16 protein-coding genes, 1 tRNA gene and 2 pseudogenes are annotated in these 18,885 nt (G+C 70.6%); 7 read left to right on the forward strand and 12 right to left on the reverse strand.

The annotated features are described in order from the left end of the window. Positions 1-88: 88 nt before the first annotated feature. The gene (locus D9753_RS16325; RefSeq protein ID WP_121787678.1) at positions 89-556 is read right to left on the reverse strand and encodes a GatB/YqeY domain-containing protein; all 468 of its coding nucleotides are present in this window, start codon (positions 554-556) and stop codon (positions 89-91) included. Positions 557-650: 94 nt separating this feature from the next. Here D9753_RS16325 and D9753_RS16330 point away from each other — a divergent pair, with 94 nt between their 5' ends. The 4 genes and pseudogenes from D9753_RS16330 to D9753_RS16350 all read left to right on the forward strand — a co-directional run bounded on the left by D9753_RS16330 (position 651) and on the right by D9753_RS16350 (position 4,014). Beyond that, positions 651-1,577 (forward strand): metallophosphoesterase, encoded by a 927-nt coding sequence (locus D9753_RS16330; RefSeq protein ID WP_121787679.1) that lies wholly within the window; start codon positions 651-653, stop codon positions 1,575-1,577. Positions 1,578-1,822: 245 nt separating this feature from the next. Then, positions 1,823-2,582: pseudogene (locus D9753_RS16335) on the forward strand (Pr6Pr family membrane protein). 65 nt (positions 2,583-2,647) lie between these two features. Then, a tRNA-Pro gene (locus D9753_RS16340) sits at positions 2,648-2,721 on the forward strand. Between the two features lie 461 nt (positions 2,722-3,182). Beyond that, positions 3,183-4,014 (forward strand): annotated as a pseudogene (locus tag D9753_RS16350) (IS5 family transposase). A 39-nt stretch (positions 4,015-4,053) separates the two neighbouring features. Here D9753_RS16350 and D9753_RS16355 read toward each other — a convergent pair. From D9753_RS16355 to D9753_RS37970, 10 genes are all read right to left on the reverse strand, one after another. Next, complete coding sequence (locus D9753_RS16355) at positions 4,054-4,455, reverse strand: hypothetical protein (RefSeq protein WP_121787681.1); 402 nt, start codon at positions 4,453-4,455, stop codon at positions 4,054-4,056. Between the two features lie 57 nt (positions 4,456-4,512). Beyond that, entirely contained in the window at positions 4,513-4,926 is a 414-nt protein-coding gene (locus D9753_RS16360) for a DUF4279 domain-containing protein (RefSeq protein ID WP_121787682.1), read from the reverse strand. A gap of 28 nt (positions 4,927-4,954) precedes the next feature. Next, a complete protein-coding gene (locus tag D9753_RS36570) occupies positions 4,955-5,314 on the reverse strand; it encodes a putative adhesin (protein WP_163010718.1) in 360 nt (119 codons plus the stop codon). After that, the gene (locus D9753_RS16365) at positions 5,265-6,620 is read right to left on the reverse strand and encodes a putative T7SS-secreted protein (protein WP_240468183.1); all 1,356 of its coding nucleotides are present in this window, start codon (positions 6,618-6,620) and stop codon (positions 5,265-5,267) included. Before D9753_RS16365 ends, D9753_RS36570 begins: the two co-directional genes overlap by 50 nt. Further along, on the reverse strand, positions 6,620-6,859 hold the full coding sequence (locus D9753_RS39020) for a hypothetical protein (RefSeq protein ID WP_338057979.1): 240 nt from the start codon (positions 6,857-6,859) through the stop codon (positions 6,620-6,622). Before D9753_RS39020 ends, D9753_RS16365 begins: the two co-directional genes overlap by 1 nt. A 31-nt stretch (positions 6,860-6,890) precedes the next feature. Further along, complete coding sequence (locus D9753_RS39025; RefSeq protein ID WP_338057980.1) at positions 6,891-7,070, reverse strand: hypothetical protein; 180 nt, start codon at positions 7,068-7,070, stop codon at positions 6,891-6,893. A gap of 205 nt (positions 7,071-7,275) precedes the next feature. After that, entirely contained in the window at positions 7,276-7,791 is a 516-nt protein-coding gene (locus D9753_RS16375) for a hypothetical protein (RefSeq protein ID WP_121791101.1), read from the reverse strand. Between the two features lie 400 nt (positions 7,792-8,191). Then, positions 8,192-9,502 (reverse strand): hypothetical protein, encoded by a 1,311-nt coding sequence (locus D9753_RS37965; protein WP_240468184.1) that lies wholly within the window; start codon positions 9,500-9,502, stop codon positions 8,192-8,194. Then, entirely contained in the window at positions 9,499-11,151 is a 1,653-nt protein-coding gene (locus D9753_RS16390; protein ID WP_121787684.1) for a polyprenyl synthetase family protein, read from the reverse strand. The genes D9753_RS37965 and D9753_RS16390 overlap by 4 nt, the downstream gene beginning before the upstream one ends. Then, complete coding sequence (locus tag D9753_RS37970) at positions 11,144-14,188, reverse strand: NHL domain-containing protein (RefSeq protein ID WP_240468185.1); 3,045 nt, start codon at positions 14,186-14,188, stop codon at positions 11,144-11,146. Before D9753_RS37970 ends, D9753_RS16390 begins: the two co-directional genes overlap by 8 nt. A gap of 589 nt (positions 14,189-14,777) precedes the next feature. Here D9753_RS37970 and D9753_RS16405 point away from each other — a divergent pair. Both D9753_RS16405 and D9753_RS16410 read left to right on the forward strand, forming a co-directional pair. Next, positions 14,778-15,389 carry a hypothetical protein gene (locus D9753_RS16405; protein ID WP_121787686.1) on the forward strand — a complete coding sequence of 204 codons (612 nt, stop codon included), beginning with the start codon at positions 14,778-14,780 and terminating at the stop codon, positions 15,387-15,389. Between the two features lie 47 nt (positions 15,390-15,436). Next, positions 15,437-16,303 (forward strand): lamin tail domain-containing protein, encoded by an 867-nt coding sequence (locus tag D9753_RS16410; protein ID WP_121787687.1) that lies wholly within the window; start codon positions 15,437-15,439, stop codon positions 16,301-16,303. A 7-nt stretch (positions 16,304-16,310) separates the two neighbouring features. On the opposite strand, the gene D9753_RS16415 is transcribed toward D9753_RS16410, so the two are convergent. After that, complete coding sequence (locus tag D9753_RS16415) at positions 16,311-16,640, reverse strand: hypothetical protein (protein WP_121787688.1); 330 nt, start codon at positions 16,638-16,640, stop codon at positions 16,311-16,313. A 193-nt stretch (positions 16,641-16,833) separates the two neighbouring features. On the opposite strand from D9753_RS16415, the gene D9753_RS16420 reads away from it, so the two are divergent. Beyond that, the gene (locus tag D9753_RS16420) at positions 16,834-18,885 is read left to right on the forward strand and encodes an NAD(+) synthase (protein ID WP_121787689.1); all 2,052 of its coding nucleotides are present in this window, start codon (positions 16,834-16,836) and stop codon (positions 18,883-18,885) included.

The following is an 18,885-nucleotide window of genomic DNA, read 5'->3' on the forward strand; positions in this document are numbered from 1 at the left end:
CCTGGGGCAGCGATTTCCCGCGACTCCGCCCTCGACAACGATTTCCCGCGACTCAGCCCAGGGGCAGCCGCGCCCCATAGCTCATGGCTCAGCCCTGGAGCCGGCGCTTCACCGCGGCGGCGACCCGGCCGCCCTCGGCCAGACCGGCCACCTTCGGGTTCACGATCTTCATGACGGCGCCCATGGCCCGCGGCCCCTCGGCGCCGGCCGCCTTCGCCTCCTCCACGGCGTGGGCGACGATGGTGTCCAGCTCGTCGTCGGACAGCTGCTTGGGCAGATACCCGGCGAGCACCTCGCCCTCCGCCTTCTCCCGCTCGGCCTGCTCGGCACGGCCGCCCTGCGCGAAGGCCTCCGCGGCCTCACGGCGCTTCTTCGCCTCACGGGCGATCACCTTGAGCACCTCGTCGTCCGAAAGCTCGCGCTTCTCCTCGCCCGCGACCTCCTCCTTGGTGATCGCGGTGAGCGTCAGCCGGAGCGTCGAGGAGCGCAGCTCGTCGCGCCCCTTGATCGCGGCGTTGAGGTCGTCGTGCAGCTTCGACTTGAGCGTGGTGGTCATGGGCCCGATTGTCGCAGGTGCCCGGCCCGGTACGCCCGCTCATTTATCCGGTGGCCGGTCTCGCCCCGGCCAACCGGTCTGACACGATGGGGACATGCGCGCGCGATACGGAATCCCCCTGGGCATCGTGGCGGCCGGCTCCGCCGGTCTGCTGTATGCGGCGGGCTTCGAGGCCCGGTCCTTCCGCCTGCGACGGGTCACCGTCCCGGTCCTGCCCCCGGGCATGCGCCCCCTGCGCGTCCTCCAGGTCTCCGACATCCACATGGTCGGCGGCCAGCGCAAGAAGCAGCGCTGGCTGCGGTCACTGGCCGGCCTGCGCCCCGACTTCGTGATCAACACGGGCGACAACCTGTCGGATCCCGAGGGCGTCCCCGAGGTCCTGGACGCGCTGGGCCCCCTGATGGAGTTCCCGGGCGCGTACGTCTTCGGGTCCAACGACTACTACGGCCCCAAGCTGCGCAACCCCGCCCGCTACCTGCTGGAGAAGACCAACGGACGCCACGGGCTGAACGGCAACGCGCCTGCGGTGGGCGTCATCCACAACCCCTGGGAGGACCTGCGGGACGGTTTCGACGAGGCGGGCTGGCTCAACCTGACGAACACGCGGGGCGTCCTGAAGATCGAGGGCGTCTCCATCGAGCTGACCGGCCTGGACGACCCCCACATCAAGCGCGACCGGTACGCCCGGGTGGCGGGCGGCCCGTCGGGGACGTACGACTTCGCCCTCGGCGTGGTCCACGCCCCGTACCTGCGGGTCCTGGACGCGTTCACGGCGGACGCCTACCCCCTGGTCCTGGCCGGCCACACCCACGGCGGCCAGCTCTGCATCCCCTTCTACGGCGCCCTGGTCACCAACTGCGACCTGGACACGGACCGCGTGAAGGGCCTCTCCACCCACACGGCCGAGGGCCGCACGTCCTACCTCCACGTCTCAGCAGGCTGCGGCACCAACCGCTACACCCCGGTCCGCTTCGCCTGCCCCCCGGAGGCGACACTGCTGACGCTGGTGGGCAGGGAGTAGGACGCACCGGGCGGAGAGGCGGCCGTAGCCCACCGGGCGAGCCCCTTGCGGCACCGGGCGGAGGCATCGACGCCATGGGCCCGCCTGGAGGTACGCACCTCGCGCGTCCCTCCAGGCGGTCGCACGGCAGGACGCGCCTCGCGCGTCCGGCGGGAATCGGCAACGCCGGGGAAGGCGACAGCGGCCGTAACCCACCCGGCCCAGTCCGCCTCGCCGTTCCCCTCCCCCGCTCCTAGCGTGAGGGCATGACCGCCCCGATACCCAGGGACATCCCGGACCTGCCCGCGATCCCGGGCCCGCCCCTGCTACTGCCCGCCCCGGTCCCGGCCACGGCGGTGGTGGCCCCGGTCCGCCGCCCCCAGGTCGCGGTGTTCCGCCTCGTCATCGCCGTGGCGGCGGCCGGCGGTGTCGCGCTGGAAGCCCTGCTGAGCACCCCGGCCCACAGCCTGAGCTACTTCAGCGTCCAGGCCAACGTCCTGCTGGCCGTGGTGATGCTCCTGTCGGCGCGCAGAGCCTGGCGGGGCCGCCGCCCCGCTGCCCTCCGCGGTAACAGGCGCCGCGCTCCTCTACATCCTGACCGCGGCGCTGGTCCACCACCTGCTCCTGGCCCACACGACGCCCCCGTTCTCCATGACCGGCGCGACGACGGCCCCGGAACGCTGGCACGCCCAGTGGGCGGTACTACAGGTCCTCCACACGGTGATCCCGGCGGCAGTCCTGCTGGACTGGCTCCTGCTCACCCCCGCGGCCCGCCTGCACCTGCGCCAGACCGCGTCCTGGCTCCTCTACCCCCTGGCCTACCTGGTCTTCTCCTTCATCCGAGCGGCGTCCCTCCCACCCTCCCACCCGGCCCGCTACCTCTACCCCTTCCTGGACGCAGCCGCCCACGGCTACCGCAGCACCCTGGCCAACGCCCTCCTCCTGGGCCTCGCGATCTACACCCTGGCCGCCCTCCTCGTGGCCCTGGACCACACCCGCCCCACCCCGGTCCGCCACCGCTGCTGAACCGGATTTCGCCTACAGCCACCGGTGGGCTAAAGTAAACGTCGTCGCCGCGAGAGCAGCGACATCGGGGTGTAGCGCAGCTTGGCAGCGCGCTTCGTTCGGGACGAAGAGGTCGTGGGTTCAAATCCCGCCACCCCGACGCTGGTCAGAGGCCCATTCACGTGATCGTGAATGGGCCTCTGTCATGCGTACAGCAGTGGAGTACAGCGACCCGGCGAAGGACCTGCATCGCGATCCGGTGGTAGGAGAACGACGCTTCCTGGAGAAGGTGCGGGTCCACGGACTCAGCGAGGAGCCGCGGAAGGCCCGGCGGCGGCCGGACATGTCTGCGGCCAGTGCGTACTGCCTGGTCGGGCAACGACCGTCCGTCTCAGTTTCCGTCTCGTTCAGCCGGACCGTCGGCGTTCAGTCGGGACCCGACGGGCTGCCCGGCTGAACGGGCGAACGGGCGAACGGGCGAACGGGCGTGAACGCTAGGTTACGGACACCTCGGCACGCACGCCGGGTTCAGCTTCGGGTTCACGCCGACCTAGAGCGTGTCTCTATGGTGGGCTCATCAGTTGATCGGATGTACCTGTCCGATCAGTGATCACTGATGCGATGTGGGACCGGATCGAGCCGCTGATGCCGGCCGATCCGGTTCGCGGACGGCGGTGGGCCGACCACCGCCGCACGCTCGAGGCCATCGCGTGGAAGTACCGCACCAACTCCCCCTGGCGGGACCTGCCCGACGAGCTGGGCTCGTTCCAGACCGCCCACAAACGGCTGATCAGGTGGGCCGACGACGGCACCTGGGAGAAGATCCTCACCGCCGTCCTCGCGGCAGCGGACGCCGTCGACGACATCGGCTGGACCGTGTCGGTGGACTCCACCGCCGTCCGGGCCCACCAGCACGCCGCCGGAGCACTCAAAAAGGGTCCGAAGGCCGCGACGAGCCGGCCGACCACGCACTCGGGTGCTCCCGCGGCGGGCTGAGCACCAAGGTTCACCTCGCCGCGGACAGCCACGCGCGGCGCCCTTAGCTCTGGCCGTCACAGCCGGCCAGGCCGGCGACGCGCCCACCTTCGAGACGGTCATGGCCCGCATCCGGGTGCCGAGAACCGGCCCCGGCCGGCCCCGGACCCGCCCCACCATGGTCCTGGCCGACCGCGCCTACTCATCCCGCGCGATCCGCGCTCACCTGCGCCGCCGACAGATCCGCGCGGTCATCCCGCAGCCTTCGGACCAGACCGGCCACCGTCTGCGACGGGGCAGCCAAGGCGGGCGCCCGCCCGGCTTCGACGCGGACGCCTACAAGCAGCGCAACACCGTCGAGCGGTGCATCAACCGCCTCAAACAGTGGCACGGCCTGGCCACACGATGCGACAAACTCGCCATCGCCTACCAGGCCGCACTCCACCTAGCCGCCATCCTCATCTGGACACTACGCTGACCAAAGAGACAGAACCTAGTCGGCCTTCCCAGAGGTTCGTCAGCCGAGCCAGGCGAGTGGGTCTTCCTCGTCCTCTCCGGATTCCCGGACCGTCGTAAAGGTGACAGGGACTCCCAGCTCAGCAAGACCTGCGAGAACGTCTGGCGAGATGTAAAGCCCCGAGCCTGACTCGGTAACGCCTGCTACGTCGACCTTCACCGCTTTTCCCGCCTCCCTGAGGGCGTCCAGCGCCGGCTTGCGGGGGCTGAGGATTCTCACAAGTTCCGCGGCCTGCCCGTCGGCGCCTTCCGAGTGCCGCTCGTCGACGGTGAGCGTGGCCCAACCGGGACCTGAGTAGATGCCCACGCCCTCAGAAGAGGAGATTACTTCGCTGTCGACGAGTTGAGACTCGATAAGCCAGGAGACAGAGTTCGCTTCCTGACCCGATACGACCAAGGACACGCTTAGGTCATTCCAGGACTTCACTATCGCAGCAGACTCCATTCCGTGATCCCCCTCTCAGCGTTCGTTCATATTGGCTGCGACCCTGAGCGGGAAGCCCAGAAGGGCGATTCGTTTGATGTCTTCCGAACGGAGGGCAAGGGTGGAATCGTTCCCGGAGAATCCGAACAGGTTGACGGTCACTTCATATCCCTGTTCCGCGAGCTGCCTGAGTTCAACCCGCTTCCGTTCCGCGATGGTAAGGATATTGTCCAACTGTTCGTGGAAGCCACGACTGGTGCGCTCGTCGCAACTGATCCTCCACTGCCCATCGATCTCGCCCGGGCGGTCCCATTTGCCGGGCCCCGGATCGCGCACACCTGTGGGCTCGATATCAAGGAACGACGTGATCTCTTCGTGGCGGAGATCTCTTCCCTTGATGACAAGCGACACCTCTGTCAACACCCAGTGGCGCTTCTCGATCACAGTCATACCTAACTCCTCAAAGGTTCAAGTCATCCTACTTGATCTCACGACAGGCTGCCCAGTGAACATTTCCCATGCCGGGCTTCAGCAGCTCTCCCAGCTGCGCCCTCTGACCCACGGTCGTCGAATCCTCGAACACACTGAAACCGCCACCACCCGATGAAACGGGAGGCGCCAATGTGTAATTTGGAACTCGGTCGCCCGCATGGAATGTCTCCGAATATCCTCCTGGGTACACGCCGCGCTCGACGGTCAGGCCGTTGAGGCCGGGAAGCTGGTCGCCGTGTTGCACGTAGAAAGAAATCGAGGTGCCCTCCGGAACCACGGTCTCACCGGCTCCGGATTCAATGTAGCCATGGCCTGCGAAGACTTTTCTCTCCATCTGGGCGGCCACCGGAAAGCACCCGATCCGCATAGTACCGGCCATCAGTGTCCGGCCACTTCTTGTTCACGATTTGCGGGTTGGAGTCGCGCAGCGCCTGCATGACGTCGGCGCGTTCGGGCATGGGGTCCCCGGAACCTCTGGCGGTTTGACGTTCGAGGCCCTCCCGCACTCCGCGTTGCGCCGCCGATTCCAAGCCCTCCTTGGTCGCCATGCGCAGTCCGCCGCGGGCGAGTCCGGCGCCTTTGGTGCCGATGAGTTCGGGGATTAGGCGGCCGATGAACTCGGATGGGTCCTTTTTGAAGCCGTCGACGGCTGCCTGGACAACCCGTTCAGGATGCGAGGCAGTGGAGACGAGGCCGGCCAGCGTCATGTTGACGTTCTGGAGGTAGGCGGCCGGGTGGGTGATGTTGTACGGGTCGGTGGGGTTGAGGCCGCGGACGAAGTTGAGCAGTCCGGCCGTGCCCTTGAGTGCGCCGCCGACGACATGCGTGAGTTCGGTGTTGGCGGCCTGGTAACCGTCCGAGAAGTCCTTGCCCAGTCGCTCCAGGGGCGGTGGTTCGGCGGGAGCGTGCGCGAGGGCCGCCTTCACCTTGCCCTGCGCCGCGGAGGCGGCCGTGTTGCGCTGTTTACGGGCCTCGGCGAGCTTCTCGGCGGCCGCCTTGACGTCGGCCTTGCCGGGGTCCTTGAACGGCTCAGGTTCAGGGCCCGGGTCCTCACGCGCCTTGATCTTGGCGTTGTAGGCGTCGACCTTCTTGTTGTACGCGTCGACCGCGTCCTTGGACGCCTTGACGCCCTTCTTGTAGAGCTCCACGGCCTCCTTGGCCTGACCTTGTGCCCACTTGACGGTATCCGCGTACGACTCCAGCGCCTTCGCCGCCGCGTCGCACGCCTCAGACGCCCGTGCCCACTCGGCGGGGTGTACGCCGAACTTCTTCCGGAACGCGTCACCGCCGTCGCCCTGCCAACCGGAGGAGTCGACCTTCCTCAGCCCGGTACTCACCTTGTCGAAGGCTCCGTGGAAGTCCTTCAGGTGCCTGGCACTCTCGCGAATCCTGTCCGGATTGCCGTGGACGAGCTCGTTGGCCTCCTCCGTCTGACCGAGTTGCTGCTCGCCGGGGGTGGCGCCCAGGTCCGAGGCGACCTCGTCGCCCCAGTCCTCCACACTGTCGGCCCAATCGTGCGCACCGACCTTGTCCAGGCCTTCGCCCACTTTGTCCGTGGCCCAGTCGACGCCCTCACCGAGCTTCTTCTTGCCCGCGTCGTAGAGGTCCTCCGCGCCGCCCAGAAGCGAGTTGGTGAGGTCTCCGAGTCCCATCAGCCTTCAGCGCCCGGTTGCTCGGCCGCCTTGGCCCGCTCCTCAGGAGAGGGACCGAAGGTGTCGTCCAGGAAATGGCCGTACTCCTGGTCCGACATGCCGAGCGCGTCGTGCAGATTCTCGGGGTTGAGGCCCAGCGGGCCGACCGTGTGCGAGGTCATCACGTCCCGGCCGGTGTCCTTCCATGCCTGTCCGCTGTTGGCCAGCGCCTTGTCGAAGGACTCCTTGCTGTAGTCCACGTTGCCGCCGTAGGGACCGGACTTCGCGATGTCAGCCCCAGCCCATCTTCTCCACGTCCTCCTCGGAGGCGTACGGATTACCGATGGCCGAGTTGGTGACGACCTTGAAGCTGCCCTCGATGTACTGATCGGTCTCGTAGTACGTGCCCGCCGACAGACCCGTCTCTCGGCGAACCCGTTGCCCTCGTTGATCAGGGATCGCACGCCCCACTCCCAGCGCTCGCAGAACGACTTGAACTCACCCGTCAACCCCTCGTGGCCGAGTTCGAGCCCGGTCAGGGCGATGTCGGAGAACCCGCGCCCGGCCCCGGCCTCGCCCACCATGCCCAGCTCCTTCAACTCGCCAAGGGCCTCCGTCAGGCCTTTTGCGATCAGAGCGAGCCCATCCGCTTTGAGGTTCTTGCCCCCACCGCTGGTCATGCCACTTCCCCCGTCTCGAAGTCCACCGCCGCTTCGTCGGGTACGACGCCTCGCACCGGTGGGAACACCATCCCGTCCGGCCCGTCCGCACAGTCCAGCGCCACCCCACAGGGCACTCCGGCGGCCGGGACCGCCACATCCAGCAGCCGCGCCCCCAGGATCGTCTGATACGTCCACTCCCGGGCGAACTCGCCCCGCGCCTGTGCGTAACGCGCGAGCGCCTGCCCATCGGAGAAAGCCAGGATGAACCGCACGCCGTTCAAATCGGCGGTCAACAACCCCCGCTCATGGTCCGGGCGGTCCGCCTCGCCCAGCGGCACCAATACCGCCGTACGCCGGAACTTGTCCAGCAACTCCGCGAACCGCTTCCTGCCCGCGTCCGCTTCGGGATCCCCGGCAGCCGGCTGCGGGGCCGGCTCAGCCGGTGCCGGGACGTCCATGTCCACGTAATCGGACAGGCGGGATCTCGGTTTGTGCGAGTTTGCCGTACTGTCTTCCCCGTGGTGAAACATGGTCGCCATCATCACATCGGCGCGTCGGCGGAGACAACGACGGGTTACGAGGCCCCGATTCCCCGCCCTTACACACCGGGCGACGGGTCAACGAGCCATGATCGAGAGCGAAGCTCCTCATGGTCAGGTCCGTGCCACGCGGCAGTCTGGACGTGTCTCTTTGATGGGTTGCCCAGTTGATCGGATGCGTCTGTCCGTTCGCTGATCACTGATGTGGTGTGGGATCGCGAACGTGCGCCAGGCCTTCGCCGCGTCCCGCAGTTTGCCGGAGTCGGCCTCCGGCCACCCCAGGCCCAGCTTGTACAGGATGTGGCGAGCTCTGCCCTCAACGCTCACCGGCACGCGCGTGTCGCATGTCCCGTCGGTGGCTCCGGGGGTGGAGCCACCGGCGGGGTGGGGGTCAGTCCTCGTCGGGGTCGAGGACCCGGCCCTTGAGTTTGACGGGGTTCGCGGCGCCCACGCGGAGTTCGCCGTCGGTGTAGCGGCCCGGTGTCGCGCCGTCCGTGGCGGTGACCTGGGCCGCGTAGCCGATGCACTCCTGGTTGGTGGAGAGGTACGGGTTGTGGGTGAAGGACAGGGTGCGGCCCTGGTTGCCCAGGGTGCCCTGGGTGGTCTGCATGTTGCCCTTGGCCTGAAGGGTGTTGACATCGTGGTAGGCCCAGGACAGCCAGCCCGTGAAGACGAAGCCCGTGGGGGCCTTGAGGGTGAAGGTGATGTCGCCGGGGTTCACCGGGTCGGGGACGGTGCTGAGGACGCCGAAGCTGAGGTGGGCCGGGACTCCTCCCGGGGCGTCCTCGACGATGCCCTGCTGGAGGATGTACAGCTTGTTCTCGGACCCCGGTTGGACGGGGGCGTGGGTCTGCGTGGCCATGGGTTTTTCCCTTCTGTGGATGGGTGTGTCCGCTTGGGCGGATCCGCCGGTGGCGGGCTCGGGGGGCGCGGGCAGCTCCGCTCGTGACCTGTGGGGGGCGAGACGGGCGCCACGCGTCAGGCGGAGGGGGCGTCCTCGGAGGGCGTCTCCTCGGAGGGGGTCTCCTCGGAAGGGGCGTGGTCGGACAGGAGCGGGCCCAGGACCGCGAGGGTGCCGAGGATGACGTCCTCGTAGAGGTAGAACCCCGCCTCCAGGGGCGGTGGTTCGGGGGCGGTGGTCCGGGTGGGGGACGGCGGGGGTGTGGTGGTGTGTTCGGTGTCGTCCTCCGCTCCGGCCCCGGGGGGCGGACGTGCCGAGGAGGTCGGTGAGGTCCTGTGCGGCGCCCAGGAAGGCGGTGCGGGCGGTGGTGGCCAGCACGCGCAGGGGAAGGTCGAGGGCGGCGGCGGTGCGCTGGCCGGGGACGGCTCTCGTCGCGGCCGGGGCCTCGGAGGTGGCGGCGGCCAGCCACTGGACCGGGAAGGTGGCGGCGGAGACGATCCGCTCGGCGGGCAGCACGGGCGGGGGGTCGCCGTCGACCATCAGGTCCTCCCACTCCATCAGGTCGAACAGGAACTGGCCGCCCTTGTAGAGGGGCCAGGGCCGGACCGTGTCGAGGAGCAGCCGGGCGCGGTCGGGGGTGTCGCGGCGCAGCGCCACGCCGTGCCGGGCCAGGGTGCACAGGCACTGCCGCAGCGAGCCGTTGATCTGGCCGAGGAAGGCGAAGGCCCGGTGGTCGGTGGGGGTGAGCGGGCCGGTGGGGGTGGGGTCGGCCGTCGGGTGGGTGCTCGTGGTGGGGTTCACAGTGGCCTCGAGGTGACGTAGTGGGCGATCTGCCGCAGCACGGCTTTGCCTTCGTTCTCGGGGATGACCTGGAGGTCTTCTTCGAAGCGGGCGATGCCTTCAGCGGCGAGCCGGTCGGCGAGTGCGGTGGCGTACTCGATGGAGCCGTGCCGGCGCATGGCGGCGAGGAGTTCCTCGGCGTGCTGCTGGGTCTTGTCGGTACGGCGCTGCCGCAGGACGTCGAGGAGGCGGGGGCGCTCGTAGGCGTGCGCGGTGCGGAACAGATGGATCAGCATCACCGTGCGCTTGCCTTCGAGCAGGTCACCGAGGGGTTCCTTGCCGTAGAGGGCCTCCTCGCCGACCAGGTTCAGGATGTCGTCCTGGATCTGGAAGGCGATGCCGATCAGGCGGAACGCCTCGTCGAACCGGCCCAGTACGGCCGGGTCGGTCACGCCGGCGCAGACGGCGCCGATGCGGCACGGGCTGATGCAGGTGTACCAGCCGGTCTTCTTGGTGCTCATCGTGAAGTAGGCGTCGTCGGCCTCGGGGACGACTTCGTGGCGGATCCAGCCCAGTTCCATGGCCTGGCCCTCGATGGACTCCCGGCACATGTGGACCGCCTCGCGGATGAGGCCGAGGGTGCGGGCGAGGCCGAGCGTCTCGAGGTTGGACAGGACGGCGTCGACGGCGAGCAGGTTCAGCCCGTCGCCGACGTTGACCGCCAGGCCCAGCCCGTGTTCCTCGTGCATGGTGGGCATGCCGCGCCGGTGCGTGGACTCGTCGGCGATGTCGTCGTGGACGAGGAAGCCGTTGTGGAACAGCTCCAGTGCGGCGGCGGCGCGTACGGCGTCGTCGGGGCGTCCGCCGAACGCTGCGCACGCGGCGATGGTCAGGGTGGGCCGCAGGCCCTTGCCCTGGCGGGCGGGGTAGGAGCGCATCAGGTCGTACAGCTCGGCACGCGGCTCACGGTCCGGCAGCAGCCGTTCGATCTCCTCGCCGGTGCGGGCCCGGCACCGGCGCATGGTCTCCATCAGGTCCGCGTCGCGGACGGTGTCCTCCAGCGTCCAACTGGTGCTGGTGCGGCCGTCCCAGAGCATGCGCGGCGCCCGTACGGTGGTGTCGCCGACCAGTACGAGGGGTGCGGGGGCGTCCTCGGGAGCGCGCCGGGCGAGGAAGTCCAGCGCCGTCCAGTCGACCGGGTCGGCGGCCGGCTCCGGGGCGGCGGGGGCCGCGCTGCCCCACAGTTGTGGGGCCTGTTCGCGGTAGGCGCCCCAGAGTTCCTGCATGCTGCGCAGGCCCGCCGCGCGCTGGGACAGCAGTGTGAAGGCCCGCCACACGGCGAGGGTGTCGTCCTGGGAGCCGCGGACGTCGAGGCTGTCGGACAGCACCTGGTCGACGGGCGGGCGCTGGAGGTCGAACAGCAGGTTCATCGCCCGGTTGTCGAAGGCGACCTCGACGTCGGGATCCGGGCAGCGGTCCTGGTGTACGACGAGACGGCTGTGCCGCGCGGTGAGCGTGGCGTGGCTGCCGTCGTCGAAGTGCAGGCCGAGCCGGATGCCGCGCAGGTGGTCGGCGGCGGCGGCGAGGACGGCCGGGGCCCGGTCGGACAGGGCGGCCACGGTCTCGTCCAGCAGGCCGGCACCGGTGAGAGCGGGGGCGGTCTCAGTCATGGGCGCCCCCGGCGAACTCCACGATGCCCTCGGCACGGAAGGCGATAGGGCGTCCGCCGACCCGGCCCTCCACGGTGAACGGGCCGAGGGTCTCGTGCACGCTGAACGGGTGCAGGCTCGTCTCCGACGGGTTGGCGATCCGGCCCGCCGTGTGCGAGCGGAAGTCCAGGACGAGACAGTCGTCGCCGAGCCGGGCGGTGATCAGCAGCCGGCCGGGCACCGCGGCCGTCGGCGGGGTGCCCAGCGTGTCCGCCAGCGGCGGCACCATCGCCACGCGGTCGCGGTCCAGGCTGCCGCTGACCGCGACCCGCAGGTTGCGGCGGGGGAAGTGACGGATCACGCGCCCCTGACTCCACAGCATCACCGACCCGTTGGCCGCGTCCGCCGGGCGCTCGGGCTGGATCAGGGTGAAGACCACCGCCGACGGCGGGGCCGCGTCGGCCGGCCCGGACGGGTCGTTGACGAATCCGAACACCCAGCCGCCGAGCGTGGGCCAGGACCAGCGACCGCGTACCCGTTCGTGGTAGCCCAGCAGGTCCGTCTCCGTGACCGTGCCGTCGCCGTGCCGCAGAGTGCCGGTTCCCAGGACCCCGGGCTCCGACTGCCACCGCAGGTGCTCGTCGTCGCCGAACGGCGCGCACTGCGAGGTGCAGGGCCTGCTGGTGCGGGTCAGCCGTACGTCGGCCGCGGGCGCCGCCGACCGGGCCGCCACCCGGAACGCGCCGGGCCGGCCGTGCGGATGCGGCCACCGGAAGGCCGACCACGGCAGTTCGGGCTGGTCGGCGTTGAACTGTGTCGCGCTCCAGCCGTGCCCCTCCGCGTGGACGAGCAGGATCGCCATGTGCTGTCCCTCGGCCGCCGTGCCGGTGCCGCTGCGCCGCCCGGTGGCCGGAGCGCCCGGGTCGGCGTAGACCTGGCCGGTGGCGGATCCCAGGACGGACAGGTTGGCGATCAGTGCCTGCCGGCCGCACCGGGACAGGAAGGCGTAGTGCAGCCACTTCCGGTCGAGTGGATGCGCGAGCGGGGCGTGCGGGAAGGGACCCGGGGGCCCGAGCCTGGGAAGGGTGGGCGTGGACACGTTTCGAACGCTAACGCACTGCATCCGTAATGTCGCAATCTGCGACCTTCGAGCGGGTGAGCTGGGAGCAGAGAAACGTTTACTTCCGTATTGGGGGTTTGGGGCCGTCACCGTCGCAAGCGCCGCGCGGCGGGCGGCCGGGTCCCGGCCACCCGTGAGCCGTCTGTGGCGGACGGGCCGCCACAGACGGCTCACGGTCTCGTACGTGCCCCCGCGTTTCCTCGCTTCCGCCGGTGCTACTCGTCGTCCGCCAGCACGCTCGCCTTCAGGCGCACCTCGGGCCGGCCCGAGATCACCGCCCGGCCGTCGGTGTACCGGCCCGGCTCGGCGTCGGCCAGGGCCCGGATGCCGAGCGTGTAGACCAGGGCCGCCGCCGGATGCTCCCGGGTGTTCAGCCGGGGTTCGTCCGTGACGGCCAGCGATCTGCCGTCGTCCCGCACGGTCGCCGTCGGTGCCCCCGCCAGGGAGCACCGTGCGATCCTCGCGGTAATACGCGCTGGTCGCCCGGCCGTCGAAGACGAAGCCCGTCGGGGCCCTGAAGTGGTGCTCCACCCGTCCCGGGGTCCACGGATCGGCGGACGAGACCCGTACGTGGAGCAACTCGTCGCCGCCTCGGGGGACTTCGACACCGACCTCCTGACGCACCAGCAGCCGTGCGGGCGGGGCGGACGGGGCCGGTGGGGGAGCTGGTGTGGGCTGCGGGTTGTGCTGAGGCTCCGGTTCCTCCGCCCCGGAAGAGGTGGCCGGGGTGGTGGTGAGGGGGAGCGCGACGATCCGGTGGTGGAAGTTGTCCGCCACGAGCAGCCGGTGGCCGGCCGGGTCCATGGCGAGACCGCACGGATAGGCCAGCGCCGTGCCGACGACCGTATCGGCTGTACCGGTCGTGTCGGGGGTGCCGGTCGTGTCGGCCGTGGCAGCGGTGCCCCTGCTCCCCACCTCACCGGCCGCCGGATCGCGCCCCGCGGTCCCCGCGGGCCCCGCGACGACCCTGGCGGCTCCGTCGGCCAGCCGCCACACCCGGTGCGCGTTCATGTCGGCGACGTAGACCGCCCCTTGGCCGTCGACCGCCACCGCGCACGGTGCGTTCCAGTCGACGGCCGTGGCATCGGTGCCGGCGTCGGTGCCCGCACCCGTCGGCCCCGCCAGTATCCGGAGCGTCCCGTCCGTGCCCAGCAGCAGCACCCGGCGGCCCGCCGGGTCGGCGATGTACAGTCGCCCGGCCGCGTCGACCGCGAGGCCCGCCGGCAGGAACGTCTCGCCGGCGTGGGCCGTACCGGGGCCACCGGACCGTCCGGATGCCGCGACGACCGTGCTGATGACGCCGTCGTCGCCGATCCTGCGCACCCTGCGACCGCCCGCCTCGCCGATGTACAGCGATCCGGTGCCGTCGACGGCCACGGCGCAGGGGGCGTCCAGCCGGGCCCGGTCGGCGGGGCCGCCGTCGCCGTTCCCGTCGTCGCCATCGCCGCCGTCTCGGGAGCCGTCCCCCGCGACGGTGTCGATGACACCCGACGGGTCGATCCGGCGGATCCGGTGGTTCGTCTCGTCGGCGACGAGGACGCCTCCGTCCGGGGCGACCGCCAGGGCGGCCGGGAAGCCCAGGCGGGCCCGCGTCGCGTCCGCGCCGTCCCCGGCGAAACCCCGCAGCCCGTCACCGGCGACCGTGGTGAGCGTGCCGGAGCCGTCGATCCGGCGTACCCGGTGGTTGGCGTGGTCGGCGACGAAGACCGCACCGCCGCACACGGCCACGGCCGCGGGAAAGGCGAGCTGTCCTGCCGGTGCGGGCCCGCCGTCCCCGGAGAATCCGGCGGTGCCGTTCCCCGCGACGGTGCCCAGCGGGCCGTCCGCGTCCGGAGCCGCCCGCTCGTCCGGGCGGGCCGGGGCCCCGGCCGTCATGCCGTCACCACCCGGCACGGGCGCGGTGTGGCCCCGGTGGCGTCCGCCCCCTTCCACTTCCACGGCCTCGTCTCCCGCATGTCGGTCTCCTTCCGAGCCGTCGTTGGCACTCCCCTGCATACCGGCCGGACCGGTCCCGCGGGAGCGGCGCGACCGAGCGCTCCACCCGCACGAGGGAGCGGCCGCGGGCGGCGGGCGGCAACGGGGTCCACCGGAGTGGGCGGTGAGCGGGGGCGGCGGGCATCAGGGGGCGCCTGCGCCTCCGGTGCGGCTCGGGGCCGTCGCGGTTCGTACGCCCGCACTCCCCCGTCGCACTCCCGCGTGCCTCAAGTCCACTCGAACAAGTGACGCAGAATCGATCCGGCATTCTCGAACGGCGGAACGGCGGCATACCGCCCGCGGAGCCGGGCTAACGATTCCCCCGAGACGGCCCGGTGCGTGCCGTGATGCCCGCGCGAACGCCCCGCCCGAAGCCGCGGGCGGCGTCCTGCCTCACGTCCTCTGCCTTCCGGACGCCGCTCCCCATGGCGTCCCGCAACTGGTGGACCACGCGCCGTGCGGTGCGGCGGGCACCGCCCGCCGTCCGGGGCTCCCGCACCGGACGTCCCCCTTCGTCACATGCTTCGATCACAGTCCCAGGAGGAACGCGGAGATGACCACCGACGTGCAGGCCAAGAAGGAAGCCTATAAGCGGGGCGAGGAGCAGGGCCGCGCCGACGCTCTCGCCGGGCGGCCCTACGCCGACCCGCCGCGAGACGGTGCGCGCGGCGAGAAGGACCAGTACGCGAACGGTTACGACTGGGGTTACGAACAGGGACGCGCGCAGAAGCTTGACCTGGTCATCTGGCAGGAGGGCGGCGTCGAGGACGCCCCCGGGGGCCTCGGCACCACCGTCAACGTCTGTGTGCGCACGCCGAACTGGAGCGAGACGGTCGACGCCGGTGAACGCGAGCACGTCTTCACCGCGCCCACCGGGTTCCGCTGGAACGGGGTGGTGGGCGCCCAGTACAAGCGCATGGACCAGACGACGCGGGGCAACCTGCCCCCTGTCCGGGCCGAGGTCAGCCAGGACGGGCGCACGCTGACCTTCACCTACCACGTGCACCTGAACACGACCGGCGACGACAAGGACTGCCTCGTCTACACCTGCGGCCTGGAGGCCGCCGACGGCGCCACGCCCGGCCGCCGCACCGACGGCGTCGCCCAGATCGGCACCGCGCCGCCGGCCAAGCTCAAGGCCGAGGTCATCGAGGACGAGGACTGAGGGCGAGGACCGAGGACCGAGGACCACGAGAGCAGGAAGCAGACATCATGACCACCGTCGTCACCTCCGGCGTCTTTCCCTCCACCACTCCGGCCGTCTCACCGCTCGACGGCCTGGGCACCGCGGACATCAGGTGGGGCAGCAACAACTCCCAGAGCGGCTACCAGTTCCGCGGGGCGGCCGCGGACGTCCAGCTCGACGGCACCGAGTTCGTCATCGGCACCTTCGTGCACCGCAACGTCCCCACGAACGTCACCCCGAGCGTGTTCGACGTCCACCTGACCATCAACGTCATGTTCGAGGACGGCAGCACCACCGACCTGAGCTTCAGCTTCCACCACAACGAGACACCCAACACGACCAACTCCAGCCCCGCGGACGACGATCTGGTCGACCTCCAGACCTTCGTGCACCCGCAGCCGGTCACGATCGACGGCAAGCAGTACCGGGCGGTCCTGAGCGGGTTCAAGCGGGGCGGTCAGATCGTCCAGCAGTTCCGCAGCCCCGAGGGCGGCATCAACTTCGCCGAGGTGGTCTGCGCGTTCGCGTTCGACGAGCCCGACGTGGTCATCTCCGGTCTGCGATACCAGGGCACCGGACCGGCGCAGGCCGACGAGTACGTCGAGATCCACAACAAGGGCGGCGCGCCGCAGGACCTGACCGGCTGGGCCGTGCAGTGCAAGCCCACCGGGTATTCCTTCCCCTTCCCCCCGGGGACGGTGATCCAGCCCGGCCAGCGCTACCGGGTCTACACGAACGAGACCCACCAGCAGTACGGCGGGTTCTCCTTCAACTCCTCCGGGGAGGTCTGGCGGGACCAGGGCGGCATCGCCCGCCTCGTCGCGGACGACGGCTTCGTCGTGGACCAGCACCCGTACCTCGACAAGGGGTTCAACAAGTCCGGAACGCCGTAGGGAACGGTCACGGCAGGGGCCCGGGTCGCCGGGGAAGTGTGCCGCCCCCGGCATGAGTTCCCGGCCGGGGGCGGTGGTGCACGGGGTCGAGGTGACCGCCGGGGCCCGTACTGCCGGTGGCGGAGGGGCTCTCGTCCCGGGGATCCGCCGTGACGTACGCCGGCCCGGGCACGGCGGCAGGTGGCGCCGCCAAGGGAGCGGAGGGGGACGCGCCGGCGCCGGGGGAGACCTCGGCGCCGGCCTGCCGGGTGCCCCGGCCGGTCCTGGCGCGGGTCAGGACCGGCCGGGGCAGCCAGCGGAACCAGGGCCAGGCCATGACGATCGCCAGCGGCATCATCAGCCAGGTCAGGATCCCGGGAGCGGATGCGCGCGTCGGAGCGGATGATGCCGAGGCAGCGCTCCTCGGCCCCTCTACCGGCGCCCCCCCGGGTGGTGATCCGCGGTGGGGTGGCCGTGCAGCGGGAATTAGGCTTTTGGTGTTGGAGCAACGCTTCGCCGCTGCGGTCTGTTCAGTCACGAGGGATGTCCCGTTGAACTTCTGGTCGATCTATCAGCACGGTTTCGCGCGTGTCGCCGCGTGTACGGGCCACACCGTCATCGCCGACCCGCGGGCCAACGCCGAGGCGGTACTGCGGCAGGCGCGCCGGTGCGCGGACGAGGGCGTCGCCGTCGCCGTCTTCCCGGAGCTGGGCCTGTGCGGGTACTCCATAGAGGACCTGCTGCTCCAGGACGCGCTGCTGGACCAGGTCGAGGCGGGGCTCGCGACGGTCGTGGCCGGGTCGGCGGAGCTGCTGCCGGTGCTGGTGGTCGGCGCCCCGCTGCGGCATCGCAACCGGATCTACAACTGCGCGGTGCTCGTGCACCGCGGGCGGATCCTCGGTGTCGTCCCGAAGTCGTACCCGCCGACCTACCGGGAGTTCTACGAGCGCCGGCAGCTCGCCGACGGGCATGACGAGCGGGGCGGGACGATCCGCGTCGGGGGCGCGTCCGTGCCGTTCGGGGTGGATCTGCTGTTCGCCGCCGAGGACGTGCCCGGGCTGGTGCTGCACACGGAGATCTGCGAGGACATGTGGGTGCCGGTGCCGCCGAGCGCGGAGGCCGCGCTCGCCGGTGCGACCGTGCTGCTCAACCTGTCCGGCAGCCCGATCACCATCGGACGGGCCGAGGACCGCAAGCTGCTGTGCCGCTCGGCGTCCTCCCGCTGCCTCGCCGCGTACGTGTACGCCGCGGCCGGACTGGGCGAGTCCACCACCGACCTGTCCTGGGACGGACAGACCATGATCTTCGAGAACGGGGTGCTGCTGGCCGAGACCGACCGGTTCCCGCTCGACGAGCAGTACGCGGTGGCCGACGTGGACCTCGACCTGCTGCGCCAGGAGCGGCAGCGGATGGGCACCTTCGACGACAACCGCCGGACCCACGGGGCACGGACCGGCGATTTCCGGACGGTCGAATTCCGGTTGGAGCCGCCGGTCACCGACCTCGGGCTGCGGCGGCGCGTCGAGCGGTTCCCGTTCGTACCGGCCGACCCCGAGCGGCTCGCCCTGGACTGCTACGAGGCCTACAACATCCAGGTCGCCGGGCTCCAGCAGCGGCTGGCGGCGATCGGCGGCCCCAAGGTCGTCATCGGGGTGTCGGGCGGCCTCGACTCCACGCACGCGCTGATCGTCGCCGCCCGGGCGATGGACCGTGCGGGCCGGCCGCGCAGCGACATCCTGGCCTTCACCCTGCCCGGCTTCGCGACCAGCGACCACACCAAGGACAACGCCCACACGCTGATGCGGGCGCTCGGCGTCACCGCGGCCGAACTGGACATCACGCCGACCGCGCGGCTGATGCTCCGGGAGATCGGCCACCCCTTCGCCTCCGGCGAGCCGCTGTACGACGTGACCTTCGAGAACGTGCAGGCCGGGCTGCGCACGGACTACCTGTTCCGGCTGGCCAACCAGCGCGGCGGCATCGTGCTGGGCACCGGCGACCTCTCCGAGCTGGCGCTCGGCTGGTCCACGTACGGCGTCGGCGACCAGATGAGCCACTACAACGTCAACTCCGGCGTCCCGAAGACCTTCATCCAGCACCTGATCCGCTGGGTGATCGGCAGTGGCCAGTTCGACGAGGAGACCGGCGCGGTGCTGGCCGCGATCCTGGATACGGAGATCAGCCCGGAGCTGGTCCCGGGCGAGGAGATGCAGTCGACCGAGTCCAGGATCGGACCGTACGCGCTGCACGACTTCACCCTCTTCCAGGTGCTGCGCTACGGCCTGAGGCCCTCCAAGATCGCCTTCCTGGCCTGGCACGCCTGGCACGACCCGGAGTCCGGCGCCTGGCCGCCCGGCTTCCCCGAGGCCAAGCGGGTCGCGTACGACCTGGCGGAGATCCGGCACTGGCTGGAGGTGTTCTGCCGCCGCTTCTTCGCGTTCTCGCAGTTCAAGCGCTCGGCCATGCCGAACGGGCCGAAGGTCTCGGCGGGCGGCTCCCTCTCCCCGCGCGGTGACTGGCGGGCCCCGTCCGACGGCAACGCCGAGGCGTGGCTGCGGGATCTGGACCGCTTCGACTTCGACAGCGCGGGGGCCGGCCGGTAG

Source organism: Streptomyces dangxiongensis, from assembly GCF_003675325.1.
Taxonomy (GTDB): domain Bacteria; phylum Actinomycetota; class Actinomycetes; order Streptomycetales; family Streptomycetaceae; genus Streptomyces; species Streptomyces dangxiongensis.